The sequence below is a fragment of the Streptomyces tailanensis genome (assembly GCF_008386495.1).
In the GTDB taxonomy this organism is placed as follows: domain Bacteria; phylum Actinomycetota; class Actinomycetes; order Streptomycetales; family Streptomycetaceae; genus Streptomyces; species Streptomyces tailanensis.
The window spans coordinates 1-24,066 of the sequence record NZ_VTHJ01000041.1 but is presented as its reverse complement, the minus strand read 5'-3'; the positions used below and the strand labels follow the sequence as shown (position 1 = coordinate 24,066).

Here is a 24,066-nt window from a genome sequence, read left to right as displayed (position 1 = left end):
CGCGCTTCGGTTCATGACACGCGGAAACTCGCAAGGCAGGGCATGCCCACGTCCTGTCTGCGCGAGGGGATGACCCGCCCGGCGACGTTCAGCCTGTTCGTCCGCGACCTGCCTCCTGACCGCGGCTTCCTGGTCGCCGCCGGGCTGGAGTCCGCCCTGGGCTACCCGGCGGACCTCCGTGTCGGTCCAGAGGACGTCGACGCCTTCGCTTCCGCGCCGCACCGGCCGCGGAAGGATCTTCAGCCCCTGCTCGGCCTGGAGTTCACAGGTGACGTGCGGGCGGTGCCGGAGGGAGGGATCGTGCTCGCGGGAGAACCCCTGCTGGAGGTGACCGCGCCTCTTCCGCAGGCGCAACTGGCAGAAACCTACGTGCTCAACCGGCTCAGCCATCAGACGGCGATCGCTTCCAAGGCTGCGCGATGCACCCTCGCGGCGGCGGGACATCCGGCCGTGGACTTCTCCTTGCGGCGGACCCAAGGCCCGCAAGCCGGGTTCCAGGCGGCCCGGCTGTCCGGAGATCGGCGACGAACTGGCGGTGGGCTGGGCCATGCGCGACCTCGCCCAGGAATGCCCTTTGCGGGCCGCGGTCACGACAGCGTTCGGCCTACCGCGACGAAGCCGTTCGAGTTCTTGGAGTCGAGGGCCGCCGCCGGTTCGCCGGCGCGGAGACCGTACGGGTCGGCTCGGCATGGCCCGAGCGGCCGTCAGAGGACCGGCACGACGGCGACCGGACAGTGTGCGTGGTGCAGCGCCGCGTGCACGACGGAGCCCAGGCGCAGCCCCAGGGTCTCGGCCGGGGGGTGGCGCGGCACGACGAGCAGGCCGGCGTGGGACGAGGCATCCACGAGCGCGGCGGCCGCTCGACCGATGATCACTTCCGTATCCACGTGCACTTGGGGATACTCCGCGATCGGCCGGGCCGCATGGTTCAGCACTTGTGCGTGCAGGCGCTGTTCCTCGGCCATGTTGATCTGGGGCGCCAGGACACCGGGGTGGACGACCGGCGTCCAGGCGTGGATCAGTCGCACCGGGACGTGGTGGACATCCCCCACCCCATCGCCCTCACGCGGCAGCGGCGGCCCTGTCGCCCGGCGACCGTTACCTCGGCGGCACCGACGGGCTGACCGATCCGGTGCCGCCCAAGGCGCTGACATCGCGACAGCGGTCGCACGCGTCGCGGACGAGTAAAGGGAGGGCCCGCGCGTGGCCGTGGGCAGCATCCGGTTCCGAGCGCGGCTCGGAAGGAAGCCCGGGGCGTAACTCGGGGCGCGACCGGCGGAAGGACGGAGACAGACCGCGTTCCTCAAGGATGTTCCGCATCGTCCGGCGGGAAGCCATGGCGTCCCTGCAGCCGGACGAAGCGGGCCGCGGTCAGAACCCGCAACGGTTCCAGCCCTGACGTGGTGCGCTCGAAGTGCACCACCTGCTCGCGCCCGCCCGGCCCGATCGGCTGCACCAGGCGGCCGCGCGGCCGCACCTGTGCGACGAGCGGCGCGGGCACCTCCGGGAACGCGGCCGACACGAGGACCGCGTCGTATGGAGCGCGGTCCGGCACGCCACCGCTGCCGTCGCCGACCCGCAGCTCCACGTTCCGCACGCCCTGCCGTGCGAGATTCTCGCGTGCCTGCCGGGCGAGGTCCGGCCGCATCTCGATGCTGACCACGTCGGCGGCCAGCCGGGCGAGCAGCGCGGTCTGGAAGCCCAGCCCGGTACCGACCTCGAGGACGTGCTCGCTCCCGTCCAGACCAAGGCTCTCGATCATCATGGCGGACAGCGACGGCTGTGTGGTGACCTGTCCCTGCCCGATGGCAACGGGTACGTCCCGGTAGGCGGCGGCCTCCTGACCGGCCGGGACGAATCCCGCCCGGGGCGTCGTACGTACGGCCTTGAGCAGTCGCTCGTCCCTGATCCCGGCGGCTTCTAGAGCTCGCACGAGATCCTCGGGCTCTGTGGGTGCGGAGTTCACGGGCGGGTCACCACACCACCAGGCTAGACAGCCGCTGGGCTGCGGGCTGCCACGAGGCGCCCGCTCCGGGAAGCTCTGGGGCGGGGGGTCCCAGGAAGCGCCTACCCTTGAGGAATGACCAGCAGCAGCGACCGGAGCCCGGCAGTGGACGTTCAAGGATCCAAGAGTTACGAAATCCGAACCTACGGGTGCCAGATGAACGTCCACGACTCCGAGCGCTTGTCCGGTCTCCTCGAAGAGGCCGGTTACGTGCGGGCACCCGAGGACGCCGGCGAGGGCAACGCCGACGTCGTCGTCTTCAACACCTGCGCCGTACGCGAGAACGCCGACAACCGTCTCTACGGCAATCTCGGCCGCCTGGCCCCTATGAAGACCGCCCGTCCCGGCATGCAGATCGCCGTCGGTGGCTGTCTGGCCCAGAAGGACCGGGACACCATCGTCAAGAAGGCGCCCTGGGTGGACGTCGTCTTCGGCACGCACAATATCGGCAAGCTGCCGGTCCTGCTGGAGCGCGCCCGTATCCAGGACGAGGCACAGGTCGAGATCGCCGAGTCCCTCGAAGCCTTCCCCTCCACCCTGCCGACCCGGCGTGAGAGCGCCTACGCGGCCTGGGTGTCGATCTCCGTCGGCTGCAACAACACCTGCACGTTCTGCATCGTCCCCGCGCTGCGCGGCAAGGAGAAGGACCGCCGGACCGGCGACATCCTCGCCGAGATCGAGGCCCTGGTCGGCGAGGGCGTCTCCGAGATCACGCTGCTCGGCCAGAACGTGAACGCGTACGGCAGCGACATAGGCGACCGCCAGGCCTTCAGCAAGCTGCTGCGGGCCTGCGGGGCCATCGACGGCCTGGAGCGGGTCCGCTTCACCTCCCCGCACCCACGCGACTTCACCGACGACGTGATCGCCGCCATGGCCGAGACGCCGAACGTGATGCCGCAGCTGCACATGCCGCTCCAGTCCGGCTCGGACACGGTCCTGAAGGCGATGCGCCGCTCGTACCGCCAGGAGCGCTACCTGGGGATCATCGAGAAGGTGCGCGCCGCCATCCCGCACGCCGCGATCACCACCGACATCATCGTGGGCTTCCCCGGCGAGACCGAGGAGGACTTCGAGCAGACGATGCACGCGGTCCGCGAGGCCCGCTTCGCACAGGCGTTCACCTTCCAGTACTCCAAGCGGCCCGGCACTCCGGCCGCGACCATGGAGAACCAGATCCCCAAGCAGATCGTCCAGGCCCGCTACGAGCGTCTCGTCGCCCTCCAGGAGGAGATCTCCTGGGGCGAGAACAAGAAGCAGGTCGGCCGCACCCTGGAGCTGATGGTCGCCGAGGGTGAGGGCCGCAAGGACGGCGCCACGCGCCGCCTGTCGGGCCGTGCCCCCGACAACCGTCTGGTCCACTTCACCAAGCCCGACCAGGAGGTGCGCCCCGGCGACGTCGTGACCGTCGAGATCACGTACGCCGCCCCACACCACCTGCTCGCCGAGGGCGCCGTCCTGGACGTACGCCGCACGCGCGCGGGCGACGCCTGGGAGAAGCGGAACGCCGCGCCCGCGGAGAAGCCGGCGGGGGTCATGCTGGGGCTTCCGAAGATCGGTGTGCCGGAGCCGCTGCCGGTGGCGACGACGGGTGGCTGCGGCGGTCACTGACCGGCCTCCTGACGGGCGCGGTCGCGCCCCACGTCAGCTGCTGGAAGTTACCCTGCGCCTCATGCTTGTCGCCGCCGCCGTCTGTCCCTGTCCGCCGCTGCTCGTGCCCGAGGTCGCCGCGGGGGCGGCGCCCGAGCTGAATGCGGCCCGGGACGCGTGCGCGGACGCGCTCGGGGTGCTCGCCGCCGCCCGGCCCGACCGGCTGGTGGTCGTGGGGCCCGCCGCGGAGAGCCGTTCGTACGCGGAGGGCGAGCGCGGTTCGTTCAGGGGTTTCGCGGTGGACGTAGACGTACGCCTGGGACGTGGTGGTACGGCGGACACAGCTGCCGCCGGGCGGGAACTGCCCGCCTCCCTCGCCGTGGCCGCCTGGCTGCTGGACCACACGGACTGGGCGGACGCTCCCGTAGAGGGTCTCGGCATCGGGGAACCTCTCGGCGCCGAGCGGTGTATCGAAGTCGGGAGGGACATTTCCGGGTCCGCCGAGCGGGTGGCCCTGCTGGTGATGGGCGACGCCAGTGCGTGCCGCACGCTGAAGGCCCCGGGATACCTGGACGACCGCGCGGCCGGGTTCGACGCGGAGGTCGCGCGTGCGCTCGCCGACGCGGACACCGCGGCCCTGAAGGCGCTGGACACCGGGCTCGCACGCGAGCTGAAGGCCTCCGGCCGCGCCCCCTGGCAGATCCTGGCCGGTGCCGCCGAGGGTGCCGACCTGAGCGGCAGCCTCCTGTACGACGACGCGCCGTACGGGGTGGGCTATCTGGTAGCCACCTGGTCGTAGGTCGAACGCGGCGGAGGGCCGGGAGCCCGATGTGCTCCGCGGCCGTCCGCCGATGTGAGGGTGTTCAGGAAGCCGGAGGCGGAGGCATCGAGCCGCCCTCGTCGTCCTTGTGCGCGAGTCGGTCCATGGCGTGCTTCGCCTTGCCCGTGCCCGACTGGATCCTGTCGCTGTACTTGCCCTTGGTCTTCTTGTCGACCGCATGCGCGGCCTTGTCGAGACCGTGCTGGATCTTGTCCTCGTGCTTCTGCGCGAGGTGCGAGACCTTGTCCTTGGCCGGGGATAGTTTGGATTTCACGTTATCCAGAAGACCCATGGTTCACCTTCCCGCGCGTCACTTACTTGCGGGCGCCCTCACCGGCCTCCTTGTCGGCGGCCTGCTCGGCGGTCTGCTGCTTGGGGATTTCCACCTCGTCCGCCGTGCCGGTCTCCTCCGTCTCGGCGTCGGCCGCCGCGTCCTTGGTCTCGCCCTCGGTCCGGGCTTTGTCCTCGGGCTGGTCGGCCCCTTCCGCCTCGGTCTCGGCAGCCGTCGCGGTGGCCGTCTCGGCCGTCTCCTCCGCGTCCTTCGCCTTCCGACGGAACAGTGAAAAAACGCCCATATCAACCTCAATGCTACTCATGCGGGTTAATTCCCGCGCTTCCCGGAGCGTCGGATTGCGTCAGCCGGGTCACCGGCACTCGGAGCCGGCGCATCGAACTCGCAACACGCAACGACCCCGGCCGCGTCGCGTCACGTAGCTCGTTCGAGAAGAGGCCCCGACATTTGCGAGACTGGGGCGGTGATTAGCGCAGTCCCCGCCCCGCGGGTCATCGCCGTCGTCGGCCCCACCGCGGCGGGCAAGTCCGATCTGGGTGTGTTTCTGGCCCAGCGCCTCGGCGGCGAGGTCGTCAACGCCGATTCCATGCAGCTCTACCGGGGGATGGACATCGGCACAGCCAAGCTGACCCCCGAGGAGCGCGACGGAGTCCCGCATCATCTCCTGGACATCTGGGACGTCACGGTTACCGCCAGTGTCGCCGAGTACCAGCGGCTCGCCAGGGCCCGCATCGACGCCCTGCTCGCCGAGGGCCGCTGGCCGATCCTGGTCGGCGGCTCCGGGCTGTACGTCCGCGGGGCCGTCGACAACCTGGAGTTCCCCGGCACCGACCCCGAGGTCCGTGCCCGCCTGGAGGACGAGCTCACCCTGCGCGGCTCCGGCGCGCTGCATGCCCGGCTCGCCGCAGCCGACCCCGAGGCCGCGCACGCGATCCTGCCGAGCAACGGCCGCCGCATCGTCCGCGCTCTCGAAGTGATCGAGATCACCGGAAAGCCCTTCACCGCCAACCTCCCGGGGCATGACTCGGTGTACGACACCGTCCAGATCGGCGTCGACGTGCCGCGCCCCGAACTCGACGAGCGCATCACCCGCCGGGTCGACCGCATGTGGGACGCCGGGCTCGTCGAAGAAGTGCGCGCACTGGAGGCGCAGGGGTTGCGCGAGGGGCGTACGGCGTCGCGTGCGCTCGGCTACCAGCAGGTCCTCGCGGCGCTGGCCGGGCAGTCCACCATGGGCGAGGCGCGCGCCGAGACCGTACGTGCCACCAAGCGCTTCGCGCGCCGCCAGGATTCATGGTTCAGGCGCGACCCGCGGGTGCATTGGCTCAAAGGGGGTGTCGCGGACCTGACGGAACTCCCGCGGCTCGCCCTGGCGTTGATCGAACGACCGGTCACAGCCTGATCACGTCATGGCATCGGGTCGCACCGCCGGTCATCCCGGCCATCGGGGGCGTGCCATCATCGAGCTTCGATCGACCAAGTGGAGTCCGAGTTGGGAGGGCGCGTGGCGATGGAGGCCGGCCCTCGCGACACCGCACAAGGTACGGAGCACGGCACCGCGGAGGACAGGGAACAGCTGGTTACCGAGGGGTACGCACTGGACTCCGACGGCGAACGGCTGAGCCCGGACGGGCCCGACGACCAGGCTCCCGGCGGTGTGACCGACGACGGACCGGAACCGGACGAGATGTCCGCACCGGAGGTCGAGGTCGAACTGCGCCCCCAGCGCAGACTGCGTCTGTGGCAGCTCGCGCCCATCGTGGGTCTCGCCGCGGTCGGCTCCCTGATGTTCGCCTTCCCGCTCGCCTTCGAGTTCGGTGACGGCGGCGCCGTGGTCGCCATGCTCGGCCTGCTGATCTGCTCCACCTCCGCCGGCTGGGGCATGATGGCCGCCCGCAAGGTCGGCTACACCTGGCCCGGCCTGCCCCAGCGGGGCTCCGGACGCCGCCCCGACTGGCGCGTCGTCCTGGCCTACGCGCTGGTCGTCGCCGCCGTGGCCGTACTGGCCGTGTGGCGGGTGGCCCGCCTCCGCTGAGGTCTAGGGCGCGGTGTCGTAGCGAGACCGTACGATCGAGGGATGAGCACGCGGATCGCCTTCCTCAAGGGTCACGGGACCGAGAACGACTTCGTGATCGTCCCGGACCCCGACAACGTCATCGACCTGTCCCCGGCCGCCGTCGCCGCGCTGTGCGACCGGCGTGCGGGCATCGGAGGCGACGGCGTGCTGCATGTCGTACGGTCGGCCGCGCACCCGGAGGCCAAGGAGCTGGCGGCCGAGGCGGAGTGGTTCATGGACTACCGCAACGGCGACGGGTCGATCGCGGAGATGTGCGGCAACGGCGTACGGGTCTTCGCCCGCTACCTCCAGCACGCCGGTCATGCCGGCGAGGGCGACCTCACCATCGCCACGCGCGGAGGCCTGAAGCGCGTCCACATCGCCAAGGCCGCATCCGTCGGCGGCTCAGCCGAGGGTGACATCACCGTCGGCATGGGCAAGGCGCGCCTCCCCGAAGGGGACGTCACGGTGAGCGTCGGCGAGCACAGCTGGCCCGCGCGCAACGTGAACATGGGCAACCCGCACGCGGTCGCGTTCGTCGACGACCTCACCGACGCCGGCGATCTGTACTCGACGCCGCCCTTCAGCCCCGCCTCCGCCTACCCGGACGGGGTCAACGTCGAGTTCGTCGTCGACCGCGGCCCGCGCCATGTGGCGATGCGGGTCCACGAGCGCGGCTCCGGAGAGACCCGCTCCTGTGGCACGGGCGCGTGTGCCGTCGCCGTGGCCACCGCCCGCCGCGACGGCGCCGACCCGGCCGTGACGGGCACCCCGGCGACGTACACCGTCGATGTGCCCGGCGGAACCCTGGTGATCACCGAACGACCTGACGGTGAGATCGAGATGACAGGTCCCGCGGTGATCGTGGCCGAGGGCGAGTTCGACGCCAAGTGGCTGGAAAGCGCGGCGGGTTGAGCTGCTGTCAGGTTTGATATGGCGGCGTCCGTGCCTCGGACGCCGCATGCATCCAAGCCCAACAGGCGTTGAGGGATTCGAATCCATGGCGCACTCCTGGTCGGGTGGCTCGAAACCGTAAAGGCCGGAACCTTCGCTCGAATGGGTGATCCGTTTCACGCTCGGCGAGAGGCGGTCGGACGGGCGTGGTGGGCTCGGTAGCATCAAGCACCGGCACGGACGGGGGAACGACACGATCCCTGAGCCGCCGCACGCCTTGGGACACCCGTCCGCCGGTCCACGCAGCCGGAGGTGCCCATGAGCGCGGAGGCCACGAACCCCGCCGTATCGCCCGCCCCTGCGCCGCCCACAGCGCACCGCAGGAAGGGCCGACCTCGTATCGACCTGCGCCGTCTGGGCCGCGCCGCACTCCTGGGCCCCACAACCCGCGACCGGTTGCCCGACGCGATCAGCCATGTCGTCGAGGCCCACCGCGCCCACCACCCCGACGCCGATCTGGATCCGCTGCGCCGGGCGTACGTCCTCGCCGAGTCCTCGCACCGCGGCCAGATGCGCAAGAGCGGTGAGCCGTACATCACACACCCGCTCGCCGTGACGCTGATCCTCGCCGAACTCGGCGCGGAGACAACGACCCTGACGGCCTCACTGCTCCACGACACCGTCGAGGACACCGACGTGACGCTCGATCAGGTACGCGAGCAGTTCGGCGAGGAGGTGCGCTATCTCGTCGACGGTGTCACGAAGTTGGAGAAGGTCGACTACGGGGCAGCCGCCGAGCCCGAGACCTTCCGCAAGATGCTCGTCGCCACCGGCAACGACGTCCGCGTGATGTCGATCAAACTCGCCGACCGGCTGCACAACATGCGCACCCTCGGCGTGATGCGCCCCGAGAAGCAGGAACGCATCGCCAAGGTCACCAGGGACGTGCTGATCCCGCTCGCCGAACGGCTCGGCGTCCAGGCGCTCAAGACCGAACTGGAGGACCTCGTCTTCGCGATCCTCCACCCCGAGGAGTACCAGCACACCCGCGAACTCATCGTCGACAACGCCGCGCAGGACACCGACCCGCTCGCCGAGATCTCCGACGAGGTGCGCGGGGTCCTGCGCGAGGCTGGCATCCAGGCCGAAGTCCTCATAAGGCCAAGGCACTTCGTCTCCCTGCACCGGGTCTCCCGCAAACGCGGCCAGTTGCGCGGCGTCGACTTCGGCCGCCTCCTGGTGCTCGTCAACGAGGACGCCGACTGCTACGCCGTCCTGGGCGAGCTGCACACCTGCCTGACGCCGGTCGTCTCGGAGTTCAAGGACTTCATCGCCGTACCGAAGTTCAACCTGTACCAGTCGCTGCACACGGCCGTCGCCCGCGCGGACGGCCAGGTCGCCGAAGTCCTCATCCGTACGCACCAGATGCACAAGGTCGCCGAGGCCGGCGTCGTCGCGCTCGGCAATCCGTACGCTCCTCCTTCGGAGGAGCAGGCGGACGGGGAGCGGGTCGGCGGCGACGGCGAGCGCGTCGACCCCACGCGCCCCGGCTGGCTCTCCCGGCTCCTCGACTGGCAGCAGGCCGCGCCGGACGCCGACATGTTCTGGTCCACCCTGCGTGAGGACCTCGCCCAGGACCGCGAGATCACCGTCTTCCGGCCCGACGGGGGCACGTTGGGGCTCCCCGAGGGCGCCAGTTGCGTGGACGCCGCGTACGCGCAGTACGGCGAGGACGCGCACGCCTGCATCGGCGCCCGCGTCAACGGCCGCCTGGCGACCCTGAGTACGGTTCTGAGAGACGGCGACACCGTTCAACTCCTCATGGGTCAGGACCCGGCCTCGGAGCCCTCCAGAGAGTGGCTGGAGCACGCCCGTACGCCCGGCGCGCGCATCGCCATCCAGCGCTGGCTCGCCACCCACCCCTCGCCCGCCGCCGACGAGCAGGAGGCGCAGGCCGACAAACGCAAGGACGAGACACCCGCCCCCCGCCCCGCCCCCGACGAGCCCGCCACCCCCTCCGACGCCGCGAACGCCGTGGTCGTGGCCGGCCGGCCTGAGGCGAACGTACGCCTCGCCGGCTGCTGTACGCCCGTACCGCCCGACGACGTCACCGGGTTCGCCGTTCGCGGGGGAGTGGTGACCGTGCACCGCGTCGAGTGCGCCGCCGTGGCGCGCATGAAAGGCCTGGGGCGCGCCGCGGTCGACGTGCGCTGGGGGGACACCACCGAGTTCCGGGTCACCCTCGTCGCCGAGTCCTTCCAACGGCCCCACCTCCTCGCCGACCTCACCGAGGCCATCGCCCTGGAGGGCGTCGCCATCGTCTCCGCTACCGTCGAGCCCCCGACCCAGCAGCGCGTCCGGCACACCTACACGCTGCAACTCCCGGACGTGGCAAACCTCCCGGGCCTGATGCGGGCCATGCGGAACGTGCCGGGGGTGTACGACGTGGGGCGCGCGCAGCACCAGGCGGCGGCCGCGTCACGGTGACGCCGGTGGGCGGCACCCGGTGGGACCTCGTTCGAGTGTGCCCGCTGCGCGTCGTCACCGCGGCGGGGAAGCGCGCTGGTAGCGGTGGTCCATGCCGCTCACCCTCCGCCCCTGGCTTCGCCCCAGGATCCGCCGTACCAAGGCGGCGCTGCTCGCCTCCGCCGTCTCCGTCTGCCTGATCGCCGCGAGCGCGCCCTCGCCCGCCGTCCCCCTCGGCATCGGCGACCGGCTCTTCCCGTACCTCGGCAATCCGGGGTACGACGTGGAGGCGTACGACCTCGCCTTCACCTATCCCGGCAGCAACCGTGAGCCGCTCACGGCCGTCACCACGATCGACGCCCGGACGACCTCCCCGCTGGAACTGGTCAATCTTGACTTCTCGCACGGGAAGGTGCGCTCCGTCGAGGTCGACGGAGCACCCGCCTCCTTCACGAGCGCGGGAGAGGACCTGGTGATCACGCCCCCGGAGTCGCTCCCCGAGGGCAGCCGGGTGCGCATCGCCGTGCGGCACACCAGCAACCCCGTGTACACCGGCGACGACCAGGGCGGCTGGGTACGCACCGCGGACGGGCTCGCCATGGCCAACCAGGCCGATGCCGCGCATGTGGTCTTCCCCTGTAACGACCACCCCTCCGACAAGGCGATGTTCACCGTCCGTGTCACCACTCCCGACGGCTACACGGCCGTCTCCAACGGCCTCGCGGTTGGGAGGGACCGCGCCCCCGGGGCCACTACCTGGACGTACCGCACCCAGCACCCCATGGCCACCGAACTGGCCCAGATTTCCATCGGCCGCTCCGCCGTACTGCACCGGACAGGGCCCGGCAACCTGCCCGTCCGCGACGTGGTACCCGCGAAGGACCGCGCGAAGCTCGAACCGTGGCTGAAGAAGACACCGGCCCAGATCGAGTGGATGGAGAAGAAGGTCGGGCGGTACCCCTTCGAGACGTACGGCGTGCTGATCGCCGAGGCGCAGACCGGGTTCGAGCTGGAGACGCAGACCCTCTCTCTCTTCGAGAGAGACATTTTCACGAGCCCCGAGTACCCCAAGTGGTACGTCGAGTCGATCATGGTGCACGAACTGGCCCACCAGTGGTTCGGTAACAGCGTCAGCCCGCGCACCTGGTCCGACCTGTGGCTGAACGAGGGGCACGCCACCTGGTACGAGGCCCTGTACGCGGAGGAGAAGGCCGGCCGGCCCATGGAGGCGCGCATGAAGGAGGCCTACGGTGCCTCCGACCGCTGGCGCGCGGCCGGGGGACCGCCGGGGGCACCGAAGGCACCCGAGGCCGGCCAGAAGATCGGCATCTTCCGGGCCAACGTCTACGACGGAGCCGCGCTCTTCCTCTACGCCCTGCGCGAGGAGATCGGCCGCCCCGCCTTCGAGCGGCTGCAGCGGACCTGGGTCGGCATCCACCGGGACGGCGTCGCGTCGACCGCAGACTTCCAGGAGCTCGCCTCCCGGACCACCGGACGTGACCTCGACGGCTTCTTCCACGCCTGGCTCTACCAGGAGAAGACGCCGCCGATGCCGGGGCACCCGGACTGGAAGTCGAGTGCGGCGCGGGCTTCCGCCAAGCGGTAGGCGGTGGGCGGTAGGTGGTGGACGGATACCACCCGGGTGCGGACGGGAATAACCCGGGTGACGAGACGGGGCGTGCCGTGCGACCATCTTCGAGTCGGCGGCGCGGCCCACCTCCGATCCGGTGGACGGGCCCGATCCCCTAGGGGCGGGTTCAGGGTCGGCCGGAGGCGGTTCGGGGAATCTCCCGGGCGCCCCGGGCGTTGTCGCCAGTGACGGGTCGTGATCCGTCACCACATCGGTATCCCCTCGACGTAAGGACCCAATGACCTCCTCTTCTTCCCCTTCCCAGGCCGCACAGCGCGCCTTCGCGCAGAACAATCCCGAAGGTCTTCGGGCCGATGCCCTGATGGAAGAGGACGTCGCCTGGAGCTTCGAGATCGACGGAGAGCGGGACGGCGACCAGTTCGACCGCTCCGAACGCGCGGCTCTGCGCCGCGTCGCGGGCCTCTCCACCGAGCTCGAGGACGTCACCGAGGTCGAGTACCGCCAGCTCCGCCTGGAGCGGGTCGTACTCGTCGGTGTCTGGACCTCGGGAACCGTGCAGGACGCGGAGAACTCGCTGGCCGAGCTGGCCGCCCTCGCGGAGACCGCGGGCGCCCTCGTGCTCGACGGTGTGATCCAGCGCCGCGACAAGCCGGACGCGGCCACCTACATCGGCTCCGGCAAGGCCAATGAGCTGCGGGACATCGTCCTCGAATCGGGCGCGGACACCGTCATCTGCGACGGTGAGCTCAGCCCCGGGCAGCTCATCCACCTCGAAGACGTCGTCAAGGTCAAGGTCATCGACCGTACGGCCCTGATCCTCGACATTTTCGCCCAGCACGCCAAGTCCCGAGAGGGCAAGGCGCAGGTCGCGCTCGCACAGATGCAGTACATGCTGCCGCGACTGCGAGGCTGGGGTCAGTCGCTGTCCCGGCAGATGGGCGGCGGCAAGGGCGGCGGCCTGGCCACCCGTGGTCCCGGTGAGACCAAGATCGAGACGGACCGGCGTCGGATCCGCGAGAAGATGGCGAAGATGCGCCGGGAGATCGCGGAGATGAAGACCGGCCGCGAGATCAAGCGGCAGGAGCGCCGCAGGAACAAGGTACCTTCGGTCGCCATCGCCGGTTACACCAACGCCGGCAAGTCCTCGCTGCTCAACCGCCTCACCGGCGCGGGTGTCCTGGTCGAGAACGCCCTGTTCGCGACCCTCGACCCGACCGTGCGCCGGGCCGAGACCCCGAGCGGGCGGCTGTACACGCTGGCGGACACCGTCGGCTTCGTACGGCACCTGCCGCACCACCTCGTCGAGGCGTTCCGCTCCACGATGGAGGAGGTCGGCGACTCCGACCTGATCGTGCACGTGGTCGACGGTTCGCACCCGGCGCCAGAGGAGCAGCTGGCCGCCGTACGCGAGGTCATCCGTGACGTGGGCGCGACCGATGTGCCCGAGATCGTGGTGATCAACAAGGCGGACGCGGCCGACCCACTGGTGCTCCAGCGGCTGCTGCGGATCGAGAAGCGTTCCATCGCTGTCTCGGCCCGCACCGGACAGGGCATCGACGCACTGCTCGCGCTGATCGACAACGAGCTGCCGCGTCCCTCGGTCGAGATCGTGGCACTCGTGCCCTACACGCACGGCAAGCTCGTCGCCCGCGCCCACACCGAGGGCGAGGTGATCTCCGAGGAGCACACCCCGGAGGGCACCTTGCTCAAGGCACGGGTGCACGAGGAGCTGGCGGCGGATCTGGCGCCGTATGTTCCGGCGCGGACGGCCTGACGGTTTGATCCGCCGTACGCGTAGGCACGTGTACGTTCTGAAGGCCCGACCCCTCCGCCGAGGGGCGGGCCTTCGGTCTGTGCGGGGCACCGGCCGCTCGGTGCCCCGCACGCCCCCGTCATCCCCGGGCCAGGTGGTCCCGGTGTCCGTGACCTCGTAACCGGGGGAGGTCCCCATTTCGCTCTCGGCCATCGAGCGGGCCCGGCCGCCGTAGTAGGCGGCGATCAGTTCACCGAGGCCGTAGGCGGGGTGCTCGGCGCGCGCCTTGTTCAGCCGGACGAAGATGTTCCACTCGTCGTGGCAGCCGAGGCTGTACGAGCCGCCCGCGCGCACGGTGTAGAAGCGGACGAACTCCTTGCACCGGGCCTCCCGCATCTGCGTGTCCTCCGGGTCCGTGAGATCCAGCGGGCGGTGGGAGCCGTCCGCCGGGAACGGTCCCGAAGTCGCTCCAGAAGTCGGGGTCGATGGCGTACTTCCGGGCGAAGTAGGCCTCCACCGTGGCCACCAGCGAACCCCCGCCGCCCGAGTCCGCGCGGAAGAACCCGTGCACGTCGTCCGGGCCGAGGAAGTAGAACGCGTCGAAGAGAGCACCGAGCTGGAGTTTCTGGCGGGACAGCAGACCGGGCGGATCCGTGAGGTAGTCGTCCTCGGCGAGGACCCGGGTCCACGTGCGCATGTAGTCGCCGCCGGTCGGCCGGGCGGTGGCCGTGAGCGCGGCCAGGTCAGCGGCCGGCCGGTCTCCCGGGCGAGTTCGGCGACATGCCGGGTGACCAGGCCGGGTACCTTCCTTCGACTCCAGTTGGTAGGCGGCCGGGGACCGGGTGGCCGGTCTCGGTGGGCACGGCCTCGCCGGCCGGTGGGCCTGCCGTTCCGGTGGGAGTGGTTGAGCCGACGGAGGTTGTTGTGGTCGTCAGGGACAGGTTCTCGGGCATGGTGTCCTCAACTACCCCAGCCCGTCGGGCCGAGCAGGTTGTTGTTGCGTACCTTGATCCGGTCCGGGACCTCGGCGTTGTAACTGGCGACGAAGTCCCTGCCCAGCTCGTCCTCGGCGCCCGTCTCGTCGATCACACGCAGCACGGTGAACCAGGCGTTGAGCAGACCGTCGAAGTGCACGATGCACCAGGTGAGTTCGACGGTTATGGCGTTGACCCAGGCGTCCAGATAGGCCACCGTGCCGGTACCCGGCACCTCCGCAATCGGCCCTTTCGCGATGTTCTCGGCGGCGACACCCCGCAACACTTCGCGCAACTCGGCGCGCCCGCCCCGGCCCGGACGGTCGCGTCGACCATGCGGGCGATCGCTTCGCGGTCGGTGCGGCGGGCGGAGCGGTCCCCGTTCAGGCCATAACGGGCGTGCGGGTACAGCTCGTTGAGGGCCACGGTGGTGTGGGGGGTGCCCTCGGGCAGGACCCCGTGGTCGATGAGTGCTTCCAGGTCCACCTGGCCGGGGTCGGTGAACAGGAAGTTCCCGTCCCCGGGGCGTGAGCTCGGTCGCCGCGTTCGCGATGAACCCGACGCGCAACGTCCGCTTCTCCTCCGCCGTCGCCTCCTTGGCCGCGCCGAGTACGCCCTCCCAGTCGGCCAGGAGCCGACGCACCCCGGGCAGCATCGCCCGGCCGGCGGCGGTCAGGGTCACGGAACGGCCGGAGCGCTTCAGCAACGGCAGCATGAGGTTGCGCTCCAGCTGTTCGATCTGCTTGGAAAGCGCGGGCTGCGTAATGTGCAGGCGCCGAGACGCGCGGGTGCCGCGGCTACGCATCACGGTGAGTACGCGCACGGGCCGTCGAACCGGTCCGGTCACCCGGATCGATTCGACGGCCCGAACCATCGCTCCTCGCTGACGCCTAGCGACGACTGCCTGTCGTCACTGCGCGAACTTCTCGCTCACCGCTTCGTACACGCCCTGTGCCTCCTTGCCCAGCCGCGGACCGGCCAGCCAGCCCGCGCTCACCGGGCCGATGGACGTGTTGGACACGAGTGCGGGCTCACCGTTCGAACCGGTCGCCACCCAGCCGCCGCCGGACGAACCGCCGGTCATGGTGCAGCCGATGCGGTACATCGTCGGGTCGGACTCGACGAGCGACAGCCGCCCGGGCTTGTCCGTGCACTGGTACATCGTCTCGCCGTCGTACGGGGCCCCGGCCGGGTATCCGGTGGCGGTGATGCTCTTCACCTGCGGCACGGCGGGCGCGTTGAAGTCCACCGGCAGCGCCGAACCGACCGTCTCCTCCAGCGACTTGCCGCCGTTGCCCTCCTCCGGCGTCACATGGATGACCGCGAAGTCGTACGGCGCTCCGTCGCCACCCGTCTGGCCGCCCTGCTCGATCCACTGGTCCGAGGTCTGCGCCCAGTCACCCCACCAGACGCCGTACGGGGCGACCTCCTCCTTCGTGGCAGTCTGCAGCTCCGACGCCGACAGACCGCTGTCGTTGTACGAGGGAACGAAGGCGATGTTGCGGTACCAGCCGCCCGACTTGCCGGCGTGCACACAGTGGCCGGCGGTCCACACGAGGTTGGACTTGCCCGGGTTGGCCGGGTCCTGGACCACCGTCGCCGAGCAGACCATCGTGCCCTCGGGCGCGTCGAAGAAGACCTTGCCCGCCTCGGGCGCGTTGTCGTGGTACTTCGTCGACACGGCCTCGGCGTCGATGGACTCCGGCGTCGGGTCGGTGACGCCCTGGTCACCGGTGAGGTCGTTCTCGTCTACCTCCTTCTCCGGCTCCTCGGCGTCCCGCATCCGGTCCGGGTCCCACAGGTCCTCGATGATCGGGTTGACGTAGTCCTCGGCCTCGCGCAGCCAGTCGTCCTTGTCCCAGTTCTTCCAGGCCCCGCCCCGCCACTTGTCGAGGTCGATCCCGTGTTCCTTGAGCTTGTCCTTGATGTCGTCCGGGATCTGGATCTTGCCGTCGCCACCGTTGTCCTGGGCGGACGCCGACGCCTCGGCGTTGGCCGTGGTGTCACCCGAGTCGCAGGCGGTGGCGGTCAACGACAGGGCGGTGGCGAGGCCGACCGCGGCCAGCACGGGGGAGGTTCTGCGGCGCGTGCTCCCTCCACGACGAGCGGCAAAGAGCGGGCGTATGGATCGCATGGTCTGAACTCCCCCTGGGGCGTAAGAGAACTCTGTGCTGCCGAAGCGGATCGCGTACGCTCCTCCGCACGCCCGCCGCCTCCTTGTACGTCTCCGAGACGGCACGCGCGCGGTTGCGCACGTCTGCTTCTTTGTACGTAGTGGTCGTACGCGCGGCCTGGTACGGATCCGCGGTGCCGAGCCCTTCGGAACGGCACCACACACTATGCGGTCGTTGTGGGGGACATCCGAGAGAACGGCAACGGTTTCGCTACGGGCTGTTTCGATCCGGCAATTCTCCACCAGGCGCTGTCAACGGAGCGGCAGTGGTTCCGTCACCTCAAGGATCTTCGCCTCACCCGCTTCCCCGTGCGGGTCGCGTCGTTGGTACGTGCGGGGGATTCGCCGTTGCTCGGTGACCCCTGCCAACTCGCCTCTGAACAGCGGGAGGAAGTGCAGTAGTGGCGGTGACCGAGTCTGCGGTGGCGCCCGCGGGGCGAGAGCCCGAGCGGGCGTGTTCGGGGTACGAGGACGAACGGGCGCGCACACGGCGGGAGTGCGACGGAGCGCGCTCGGCGCACGAGGGGATCCTGCGGCGGCAGTCCGCGCGCGAGTCGGCCGCGCGCACCTACGCACGCGCCCTGCCCATCGTGCCGGTACGGGCCCGCGGCCTGACGATCGAGGGCGCGGACGGCCGCCGCTACCTCGACTGTCTGTCCGGCGCGGGCACCCTCGCTCTTGGCCACAACCACCCGGTCGTACTCGAGGCGATCCGCAAGGTGCTCGACTCGGGCGCCCCGCTGAACGTCCTCGACCTGGCCACTCCGGTCAAGGACGCCTTCACCACCGAACTGTTCCGCACCCTCCCGCCCGGACTCGCCGACCGCGCCCGTGTGCAGTTCTGCGGGCCCGCCGGAACGGACGCCGTCGAGGCCGCGTTCAGACTGGTGCGGGCGGCGACCGGCCGCACCGGGATGCTCGCCTTCACCGGCGCCTACCACGGGATGACCGCTGGGGCGCTTGAGGCATCCGGGGGCGCGTGCGATGTATGGGTGGCGCGTCTGCCGTATCCCCAGGACTACCGCTGCCCGTTCGGCGTCGGCGGCGAGCGCGGTGCCGAACTCGCCGCACGCTGGACCGAGTCCGTCCTCGACGACGCCAAGTCCGGCGTCCCTCTGCCCGCAGGGATGATCCTCGAACCCGTCCAGGGCGAGGGCGGTGTCATCCCCGCGCCGGACGGCTGGCTGCGCCGCATGCGCGAGATCACCGCCGCGCGCTCGATCCCGCTCATCGCCGACGAGGTCCAGACGGGCGTGGGCCGCACGGGCCGCTTCTGGGCGGTTGAACACAGTGGAGTCGTGCCCGACGTCATGGTCCTGTCCAAGGCCATCGGCGGCAGCCTTCCCCTCGCGGTGGTGGTCTACCGCGACGACCTCGACGTCTGGCAGCCCGGCGCCCACGCAGGCACCTTCCGCGGCAACCAACTCGCCATGGCCGCCGGCACCGCCACCCTCGCCCACGTCCGCGAGAACGGCCTCGCCGAACGGGCCGAAGCCCTGGGCGCCCGCCTGCTCTCCCAACTCCGCGAGTTGATGGGTGAGTTCGCGTGTATCGGCGACGTACGGGGACGGGGGCTGATGATCGGCATCGAAATGGTCGCCCCGGACGCCCCGGATGCAGCTCCGCTTTCGGGCACCACCGGCCCGTACCCGCCCGCTCCCTCTCTCGCCGCCGCGGTTCAACGAGAGTGCCTCCGCCGTGGCCTGATCGTCGAACTGGGCGGACGCCACGCCGGTGTTGTACGCCTCCTCCCACCCCTCACGATCACCGATGAGCAGGCGAACGCCGTACTCGATCGTCTGGCGGATGCCGTCGCCTCGGTGGCCGCGGCCGCTGCGGGGAGAGGACCGGGAAACCCGTTGGCTGAGCGACCGGGGAGTCGTGGGCGCGCGCCGGGCGGTTGAGCGACGAGACGGCCTGAGGAGCAGGTCGGAATGCGCAGCGCCCTGCTTCCGAATCGGCCCCCGAACCAGCCGACCTGCCCCGGTGCCGCCCCACACCGCCACGGCTCCGGACTCCCCCTGATCAAGCCTGTACTCCGCACCACCGCATGACCGCGCGACCGCCCGCCCGCACGAGCATCTCCAGGAACCACCTTGCACGTGACCTCCGCATCCGAAGTCCGCACCCACCCTTACGGGAGAGAAGCCGCCACCCCGCAGGCGCCGCTCCCGCCACCCGCCGAATCCTCGTCCCACCAAGCCGCACCAGATTTCCAACCCGCCGAGCCCGGCTCGCAGCCGATCGGATCCGCTTCTCGGCCGTCAGCGCAGGGCTCCCGGCAAACCGAGCAGGCCCCTGAGCCGGCCGAGCCGCTTCATGGGCATGTTCAGTCGCTCCCTCGACAGAAGGACGGAACCCGGAACACCGAGCACTGGTCCGGACCTGTCGCCGACCCCCTGGACCACCCCGACCCGCACACCGCGGCCCAGACGGCAGCCGTGGAGAGCCTGCTGCGCTGCTGGGTACGCGAGCACGACCTCACCTTCTCCATCGATGGCACCCTCCGCATCCCGCTTCCCACCATGGGCACGACCCTCCTCGTCCCGATCCACTACTGGTCCCCGACCGGCTGGCACCGCTTCGGTCCTCCACACCTCGCTGGCGCCCCCGCGTGCGCACCTCCCGTCGACGCCGTGACCGTGGCGGCCCTACTGGCCAGGGAGGCGGCTGCACGGGCCACATACGAGCCGGGCTCTCATGCGCTCCGGCCCACCGCGGCGCACAGCTCCGCCTCCGTCACCGCCGACCAGCTCGACCTGGTCGGCAGGGTTGCCGACTCCGCCCGACGCGTCGCCGTGTTCATCGCCGAGCGCCGGGCTCGGCCGGTCGACAGCGCGGACCTGTTCCTCGCCGCCGAGCAGGCTCTTGTCCTCGGCCATCCGTTGCATCCCACCCCGAAGAGCAGGGAGGGACTCTCCGACGCCGAAGCGCGGCTCTTCTCACCCGAGTTGCGTGGCTCCTTTCCTCTGCACTGGCTGGCGGTCGCGCCGTCCGTCCTGTCCACCGACTCGGCCTGGACGGAGCGCGGCCGTGTAGTCCCCGCCGAGCAACTGACCGCACGGCTCGCGGGAACCGGACTGCCGCTGCCCGAGGGCTACGCCGCACTGCCCCTCCATCCCTGGCAACTGCGCGAGGTCCGGCACCGTTCGGCCGTAGCGGCCCTGCTGGACGCCGGGCTGCTACGGGACCTCGGCCCGCACGGCTCCCCATGGCACCCCACCTCCTCCGTCCGCACCGTCCACCGCACCGGCGCCCCAGCGATGCTGAAGCTCTCGCTGGGCCTACGCATCACCAACTCCCGTCGTGAAAACCTCTCCAAGGAACTGCATCGCGGTGTCGAGGTCCACCGCCTCCTGCGCACCGGCCTGGCCAGACAGTGGCAGGCGGCCCACCCCGGATTCGACATCGTCCGCGACCCGGCCTGGCTGGCGGTCACCGCACCCGACGGCGATCCCGCGCCCGGCCTGAACGTGGTGATCCGGCACAACCCCTTCGGCCCGGCGGAGGACGCGTCCTGCGTCGCCGGACTCGTGTCACCAAGGCCGTACACCCACGGCGACCTGCAGGCGAGCCGCAGCAGTGAGCCGCAGGAGCGCCCCACCACGGGGTCCCGACTTGCCGATGTCGTCACCCGTCTCGCCGCCCGCACCGGCCGCTCCCGAGGCGCAGTCGCCGCCGAGTGGTTCCTGCGCTACTTGGAGCACGTCGTGCGGCCCGTGCTGTGGCTGGACAGTGAAGCCGGGATCGCCCTCGAAGCCCATCAGCAGAACACGCTCCTCCTGCTGGGCCCCGATGGCTGGCCCGTGGGTGGCCGGTACCGCGACAACCAGGGCTACTACTTCCGAGAGTCCCGTCGCGCGGACCTCGACGGCCGGCTGCCCGGGATCGGCGAGCACAGCGACACCTTCGTCTCCGACGAGGTCACCGACGAACGGTTCGCCTACTACCTCGGCATCAACAACGTGCTCGGCCTCATCGGTGCGTTCGGCTCCCAGCGTCTCGCCGACGAACAACTGCTGCTCGCCGCCTTCCGCCGCTTCCTCACCGATGTGGCCACCGGCCCCGCCCGGCTGAACACCACCCTGCCGGCCCACCTGCTCGACTCACCCGTCCTGCGCTGCAAGGCCAACCTGCTGACCCGCCTGCACGGCCTCGACGAACTCGTCGGTCCGGTCGACACCCAGTCCGTCTACGTCACCATCGCCAACCCCCTCCATTCCTGACCGACCACACCACCCCGACCTCCAACTCTTCTCATTCCTGATCGACCCGCCGACCCGCTGACCCGACCCGCCGACCAAGTCCGTACTCCGACTCCCTTCAGCCCCGAGGAACATGACCCACCCCCACCCCTGAGAGGAGTGTCGCCGTGCCTCCCACCGACGCGAGCACCGACACCGGCACCGCCCCGGCCCCGAGCAACGAGGACACGCTCGACCTGCGCCTGCCCGATGAGTTCCTCGCGCGACTGGCCGAGGACACCGATGCATTTGGCGGGGGCAACGGAGGGGAACAGGGGGAGCCCTCGGCTAACGGCGAGTTGCTCGACCATCTCGCCGACTGGGGGCCGGTCGTCACCCCGGCAGGCACCCTGCACCTCCTCCCCGTCCGTGTGGAACGGGAGCTTCCGCTCATCTCCCGCTGGATGAACGACTCCACCGTTGCGTCGTACTGGAAGCTCGCCGGTCCCGAGGCCGTGACCGCGGAGCACCTCCGGACCCAGCTCGACGGCGACGGACGCAGTGTGCCGTGCCTCGGGCTGCTGGACGGCACCCCGATGAGCTATTGGGAGATCTACAGGGCAGACCTCGACCCCATCGCCCGCCACTATCCCGCCCGACCCCACGACACCGGGATCCACCTCCTCATCGGTCCCGTCGCCGACCGAGGGCGAGGTCTCGGCTCCACCCTGCTCCGTACCGTCGCCGAACTCGTCCTGGACAAACGCCCCTCGTGTGCCCGCGTCATCGCGGAACCCGACCTTCACAACTTTCCCTCCGTCTCCGCTTTCCTGAGCGCCGGCTTCCGGTTCTCCGCCGAGGTCGACCTGCCGGACAAGCGGGCCGCCCTCATGGTCCGAGACCGGCTCCTGCGCGATCTGATGTAGTGCCGATATGGGTCCGATATAGGTCCGATGTGGATCTGCTGTGACGCCGTCATTCCTGGTACACCGCCCGCGCCGATCCGGTTCCCGGTCGAGCCGAGCCAATTCCGACGCGCGAGAATCAGCAGGCCCAGTGCTCCAGCTCCTCCGGCCACGCCCGCCCATGCCTCCAGCCACACCCACCCACCCCTCCAGCCCTCCCATCCACTCCTCAGTCACTTCCACCCCACCCCCCGTCGAAGAGAACCCGGTCTTGATCCCGTCCCTCACGCCCCCCGCCTCCCCCTTGACCACCCGCTTGTCAGTGCCGACCCGTAGGGTGGTCGCGCTATGACGAAGCCCTCACTCCACGAACTCCTGCACGCTGCCGTCACCGCTGTCGGCGGCATGGAGCGCCCCGGCCAGGTGACCATGGCCGAAGCCGTCGCGGAGGCGATCGACGACGGATCCCATCTGCTGGTGCAGGCTGGCACCGGCACCGGTAAGTCGCTGGGCTACCTGGTTCCCGCGCTCGCGCAGGGGGAGCGCGTTGTCGTGGCCACGGCGACGCTGGCACTGCAGCGGCAGCTCGTGGAGCGGGACCTGCCGAGGACGGTCGACGCGCTTCATCCGCTGCTGCGCCGCCGCCCCGAGTTCGCGATGCTCAAGGGCCGGTCGAACTACCTGTGCCTGCACCGGCTGAACGAGGGCATGCCGCAGGACGAGGAGGACGGGCTCTTCGACCAGTTCGAGGCGGCCGCGCCCACCAGCAAGCTGGGCCAGGACCTGCTGCGGCTGCGCGACTGGTCGCAGGAGACCGAGACCGGCGACCGGGACGACCTCACCCCGGGTGTGTCCGACCGCGCCTGGTCCCAGATCTCCGTGTCGTCCAGGGAGTGCCTGGGCGCCTCCAAGTGCGCGTACGGCGCCGAGTGCTTCGCAGAGATGGCCCGGGAGCGGGCCAAGCTCGCCGAGGTCGTTGTCACCAACCACGCGCTTCTCGCGATCGACGCCATCGAAGGCGCCCCCGTGCTCCCGCAGCACGAAGTGCTGATCGTCGACGAGGCCCACGAACTGGTCTCACGGGTCACCGGCGTGGCCACCGGCGAGCTCACCCCCGGCCAGGTCAACCGCGCCGTGAAGCGGGCGGCGAGGCTCGTGAACGAGAAGGCGGCCGACCAGCTCCAGACCGCCGCCGAGGGCTTCGAGCGGCTCATGGAGCTGGCCCTGCCGGGGCGCCTGGAGGAGATCCCGGAAGACCTGGCATACGCCCTCATGGCGCTGCGCGACGCCGCCCGTACGGTGATCACGGCGCTCGGCAGCACCCGCGACAAGTCCGTCCAGGACGAGGACGCGGTCCGCAAACAGGCACTGGCCGCCGTGGAGAACGTGCACGACGTGGCGGAGCGGATCACCCACGGTTCCGAGTGGGACGTCGTCTGGTACGAGCGCCACGACCGCTTCGGCGCCTCCTTGCGCGTCGCCCCCATGTCCGTCTCGGGTCTCCTGAGGGAGAAGCTCTTCACGGACCGATCCGTCACCCTGACCTCGGCCACGCTCAAGCTGGGCGGCGACTTCAACGGCGTAGGGGCCTCACTCGGCCTGGCGCCGGAGGGCACTGAAGGAGACGACGTCCCGCAGTGGAAGGGCGTCGACGTCGGCTCGCCCTTCGACTACCCGAAGCAGGGCATCCTCTACGTCGCCAAACACCTGTCGCGCCCCGCGCGCGACGGCGACCGGGCGGACATGCTGGACGAACTCACAGAGCTGATCCAGGCGGCGGGCGGCCGTACGCTCGGCCTGTTCTCGTCGATGCGGGCGGCCCAGCTGGCGGCGGAGGAACTGCGAGTCCGCATCCCCGAATTCCCGATCCTGCTCCAGGGCGAGGAGACGCTCGGCGAGCTGATCAAGGGTTTCGCGGCAGACCCGAGGACCTGTCTGTTCGGCACGCTCTCGCTCTGGCAGGGCGTCGACGTGCCCGGCCCCAGCTGCCAGCTGGTCGTCATGGACAAGATCCCGTTCCCGCGTCCCGACGACCCCTTGATGAGCGCCCGCCAGAAGGCAGTCGAGGAAGCGGGTGGCAATGGCTTCATGGCCGTCGCGGCCACGCACGCCGCCCTGCTGATGGCTCAGGGCGCCGGCCGCCTCGTACGAGCGCAGGGGGACCGCGGCGTGGTCGCCGTACTGGACCAGCGGCTCGCGACCGCCCGTTACGGCAGCTATCTCAAGGCGTCACTGCCCGACTTCTGGTACACGACGGACCGTAACCAGGTGCGCAGGTCGCTGGCCGCGATCGACCAGGCGGCGAAGGAGACGGAAGAGCAATGAGAACCGGTTGTTGGTTGGGCCGTCCCAACTGGGACGGCCCA

At 70.4% G+C, this 24,066-nt stretch carries 19 protein-coding genes and 2 pseudogenes; 13 read left to right on the top strand and 8 right to left on the bottom strand.

Features of this window, described 5'->3' with window-relative positions:
* Positions 1-42: 42 nt before the first annotated feature.
* A pseudogene (locus F3T56_RS28860) lies at positions 43-514 on the top strand (beta/alpha barrel domain-containing protein); the annotation flags it as partial.
* Between the two features lie 190 nt (positions 515-704).
* Here the strand turns inward: F3T56_RS28860 and F3T56_RS48285 are convergent.
* Positions 705-1,028, bottom strand: coding sequence for a universal stress protein (locus F3T56_RS48285; protein WP_246203969.1), 324 nt, complete (start codon positions 1,026-1,028; stop codon positions 705-707).
* A gap of 275 nt (positions 1,029-1,303) precedes the next feature.
* The gene (locus tag F3T56_RS28850) at positions 1,304-1,966 is read right to left on the bottom strand and encodes a protein-L-isoaspartate(D-aspartate) O-methyltransferase (protein WP_149828307.1); all 663 of its coding nucleotides are present in this window, start codon (positions 1,964-1,966) and stop codon (positions 1,304-1,306) included.
* Between the two features lie 114 nt (positions 1,967-2,080).
* Here F3T56_RS28850 and miaB point away from each other — a divergent pair, with 114 nt between their 5' ends.
* Together miaB and F3T56_RS28840 are read left to right on the top strand one after the other, a co-directional pair.
* The gene (miaB, locus tag F3T56_RS28845) at positions 2,081-3,613 is read left to right on the top strand and encodes a tRNA (N6-isopentenyl adenosine(37)-C2)-methylthiotransferase MiaB (protein WP_172639187.1); all 1,533 of its coding nucleotides are present in this window, start codon (positions 2,081-2,083) and stop codon (positions 3,611-3,613) included.
* A 61-nt stretch (positions 3,614-3,674) separates the two neighbouring features.
* Positions 3,675-4,391, top strand: a complete 717-nt coding sequence (locus F3T56_RS28840) for a class III extradiol dioxygenase subunit B-like domain-containing protein (protein ID WP_149828306.1) — start codon at positions 3,675-3,677, stop codon at positions 4,389-4,391.
* 64 nt (positions 4,392-4,455) lie between these two features.
* On the opposite strand, the gene F3T56_RS28835 is transcribed toward F3T56_RS28840, so the two are convergent.
* Together F3T56_RS28835 and F3T56_RS28830 are read right to left on the bottom strand one after the other, a co-directional pair.
* A complete protein-coding gene (locus F3T56_RS28835; protein ID WP_149828305.1) occupies positions 4,456-4,704 on the bottom strand; it encodes an antitoxin in 249 nt (82 codons plus the stop codon).
* A gap of 22 nt (positions 4,705-4,726) precedes the next feature.
* Positions 4,727-4,987, bottom strand: coding sequence for a hypothetical protein (locus F3T56_RS28830; protein ID WP_149828304.1), 261 nt, complete (start codon positions 4,985-4,987; stop codon positions 4,727-4,729).
* A 180-nt stretch (positions 4,988-5,167) separates the two neighbouring features.
* On the opposite strand from F3T56_RS28830, the gene miaA reads away from it, so the two are divergent.
* The 6 genes from miaA to hflX all read left to right on the top strand — a co-directional run bounded on the left by miaA (position 5,168) and on the right by hflX (position 13,485).
* Positions 5,168-6,106, top strand: coding sequence for a tRNA (adenosine(37)-N6)-dimethylallyltransferase MiaA (gene miaA / locus F3T56_RS28825; protein ID WP_149828303.1), 939 nt, complete (start codon positions 5,168-5,170; stop codon positions 6,104-6,106).
* Positions 6,107-6,214: 108 nt separating this feature from the next.
* Positions 6,215-6,739 carry a hypothetical protein gene (locus F3T56_RS28820; protein WP_149828350.1) on the top strand — a complete coding sequence of 175 codons (525 nt, stop codon included), beginning with the start codon at positions 6,215-6,217 and terminating at the stop codon, positions 6,737-6,739.
* A 42-nt stretch (positions 6,740-6,781) separates the two neighbouring features.
* Positions 6,782-7,675 (top strand): diaminopimelate epimerase, encoded by an 894-nt coding sequence (gene dapF, locus F3T56_RS28815; RefSeq protein WP_149828302.1) that lies wholly within the window; start codon positions 6,782-6,784, stop codon positions 7,673-7,675.
* Positions 7,676-7,972: 297 nt separating this feature from the next.
* Positions 7,973-10,141, top strand: coding sequence for a RelA/SpoT family protein (locus tag F3T56_RS28805; RefSeq protein WP_172639186.1), 2,169 nt, complete (start codon positions 7,973-7,975; stop codon positions 10,139-10,141).
* Positions 10,142-10,232: 91 nt separating this feature from the next.
* Positions 10,233-11,726, top strand: a complete 1,494-nt coding sequence (locus F3T56_RS28800; RefSeq protein WP_149828301.1) for a M1 family metallopeptidase — start codon at positions 10,233-10,235, stop codon at positions 11,724-11,726.
* Between the two features lie 262 nt (positions 11,727-11,988).
* On the top strand, positions 11,989-13,485 hold the full coding sequence (hflX, locus tag F3T56_RS28795; RefSeq protein WP_149828300.1) for a GTPase HflX: 1,497 nt from the start codon (positions 11,989-11,991) through the stop codon (positions 13,483-13,485).
* Positions 13,486-13,714: 229 nt separating this feature from the next.
* Here hflX and F3T56_RS28790 read toward each other — a convergent pair whose 3' ends face one another.
* The 4 genes and pseudogenes from F3T56_RS28790 to F3T56_RS28780 form a co-directional block, all read right to left on the bottom strand.
* Complete coding sequence (locus tag F3T56_RS28790; protein WP_149828299.1) at positions 13,715-14,161, bottom strand: hypothetical protein; 447 nt, start codon at positions 14,159-14,161, stop codon at positions 13,715-13,717.
* Between the two features lie 263 nt (positions 14,162-14,424).
* Positions 14,425-14,733 (bottom strand): hypothetical protein, encoded by a 309-nt coding sequence (locus F3T56_RS46440; RefSeq protein ID WP_172639185.1) that lies wholly within the window; start codon positions 14,731-14,733, stop codon positions 14,425-14,427.
* Positions 14,734-15,108: 375 nt separating this feature from the next.
* Positions 15,109-15,243 (bottom strand): annotated as a pseudogene (locus tag F3T56_RS49415) (LysR family transcriptional regulator); the annotation flags it as partial.
* A gap of 105 nt (positions 15,244-15,348) precedes the next feature.
* Complete coding sequence (locus F3T56_RS28780) at positions 15,349-16,572, bottom strand: trypsin-like serine peptidase (protein ID WP_149828298.1); 1,224 nt, start codon at positions 16,570-16,572, stop codon at positions 15,349-15,351.
* Between the two features lie 440 nt (positions 16,573-17,012).
* Between F3T56_RS28780 and F3T56_RS28775 the strand changes: the two genes are divergently transcribed.
* The 4 genes from F3T56_RS28775 to F3T56_RS28760 all read left to right on the top strand — a co-directional run bounded on the left by F3T56_RS28775 (position 17,013) and on the right by F3T56_RS28760 (position 24,025).
* Positions 17,013-18,515 (top strand): diaminobutyrate--2-oxoglutarate transaminase family protein, encoded by a 1,503-nt coding sequence (locus F3T56_RS28775; RefSeq protein WP_149828297.1) that lies wholly within the window; start codon positions 17,013-17,015, stop codon positions 18,513-18,515.
* Between the two features lie 198 nt (positions 18,516-18,713).
* Positions 18,714-20,837: an IucA/IucC family protein gene (locus F3T56_RS28770; protein ID WP_425473641.1), complete on the top strand. Its 2,124-nt coding sequence runs from the start codon at positions 18,714-18,716 to the stop codon at positions 20,835-20,837.
* 146 nt (positions 20,838-20,983) lie between these two features.
* Positions 20,984-21,721, top strand: a complete 738-nt coding sequence (locus F3T56_RS28765) for a GNAT family N-acetyltransferase (protein ID WP_149828296.1) — start codon at positions 20,984-20,986, stop codon at positions 21,719-21,721.
* A gap of 327 nt (positions 21,722-22,048) precedes the next feature.
* Entirely contained in the window at positions 22,049-24,025 is a 1,977-nt protein-coding gene (locus F3T56_RS28760) for an ATP-dependent DNA helicase (protein ID WP_149828295.1), read from the top strand.
* The last annotated feature ends 41 nt before the right edge of the window (positions 24,026-24,066 follow it).

Bases quoted from the DNA above. Each gene is read 5' to 3' on its own strand.
- F3T56_RS28835 (WP_149828305.1), bottom strand. From the start codon at position 4,704: ATGGGTCTTCTGGATAACGTGAAATCCAAACTATCCCCGGCCAAGGAC.
- F3T56_RS28830 (WP_149828304.1), bottom strand. From the start codon at position 4,987: ATGGGCGTTTTTTCACTGTTCCGTCGGAAGGCGAAGGACGCGGAGGAG.
- hflX (WP_149828300.1), top strand. From the start codon at position 11,989: ATGACCTCCTCTTCTTCCCCTTCCCAGGCCGCACAGCGCGCCTTCGCG.
- F3T56_RS28760 (WP_149828295.1), top strand. From the start codon at position 22,049: ATGACGAAGCCCTCACTCCACGAACTCCTGCACGCTGCCGTCACCGCT.
- F3T56_RS28780 (WP_149828298.1), bottom strand. From the start codon at position 16,572: ATGCGATCCATACGCCCGCTCTTTGCCGCTCGTCGTGGAGGGAGCACG.
- F3T56_RS28805 (WP_172639186.1), top strand. From the start codon at position 7,973: ATGAGCGCGGAGGCCACGAACCCCGCCGTATCGCCCGCCCCTGCGCCG.
- F3T56_RS28840 (WP_149828306.1), top strand. From the start codon at position 3,675: ATGCTTGTCGCCGCCGCCGTCTGTCCCTGTCCGCCGCTGCTCGTGCCC.
- miaB (WP_172639187.1), top strand. From the start codon at position 2,081: ATGACCAGCAGCAGCGACCGGAGCCCGGCAGTGGACGTTCAAGGATCC.
- F3T56_RS28820 (WP_149828350.1), top strand. From the start codon at position 6,215: ATGGAGGCCGGCCCTCGCGACACCGCACAAGGTACGGAGCACGGCACC.
- F3T56_RS28800 (WP_149828301.1), top strand. From the start codon at position 10,233: ATGCCGCTCACCCTCCGCCCCTGGCTTCGCCCCAGGATCCGCCGTACC.
- F3T56_RS28790 (WP_149828299.1), bottom strand. From the start codon at position 14,161: ATGCGCACGTGGACCCGGGTCCTCGCCGAGGACGACTACCTCACGGAT.
- dapF (WP_149828302.1), top strand. From the start codon at position 6,782: ATGAGCACGCGGATCGCCTTCCTCAAGGGTCACGGGACCGAGAACGAC.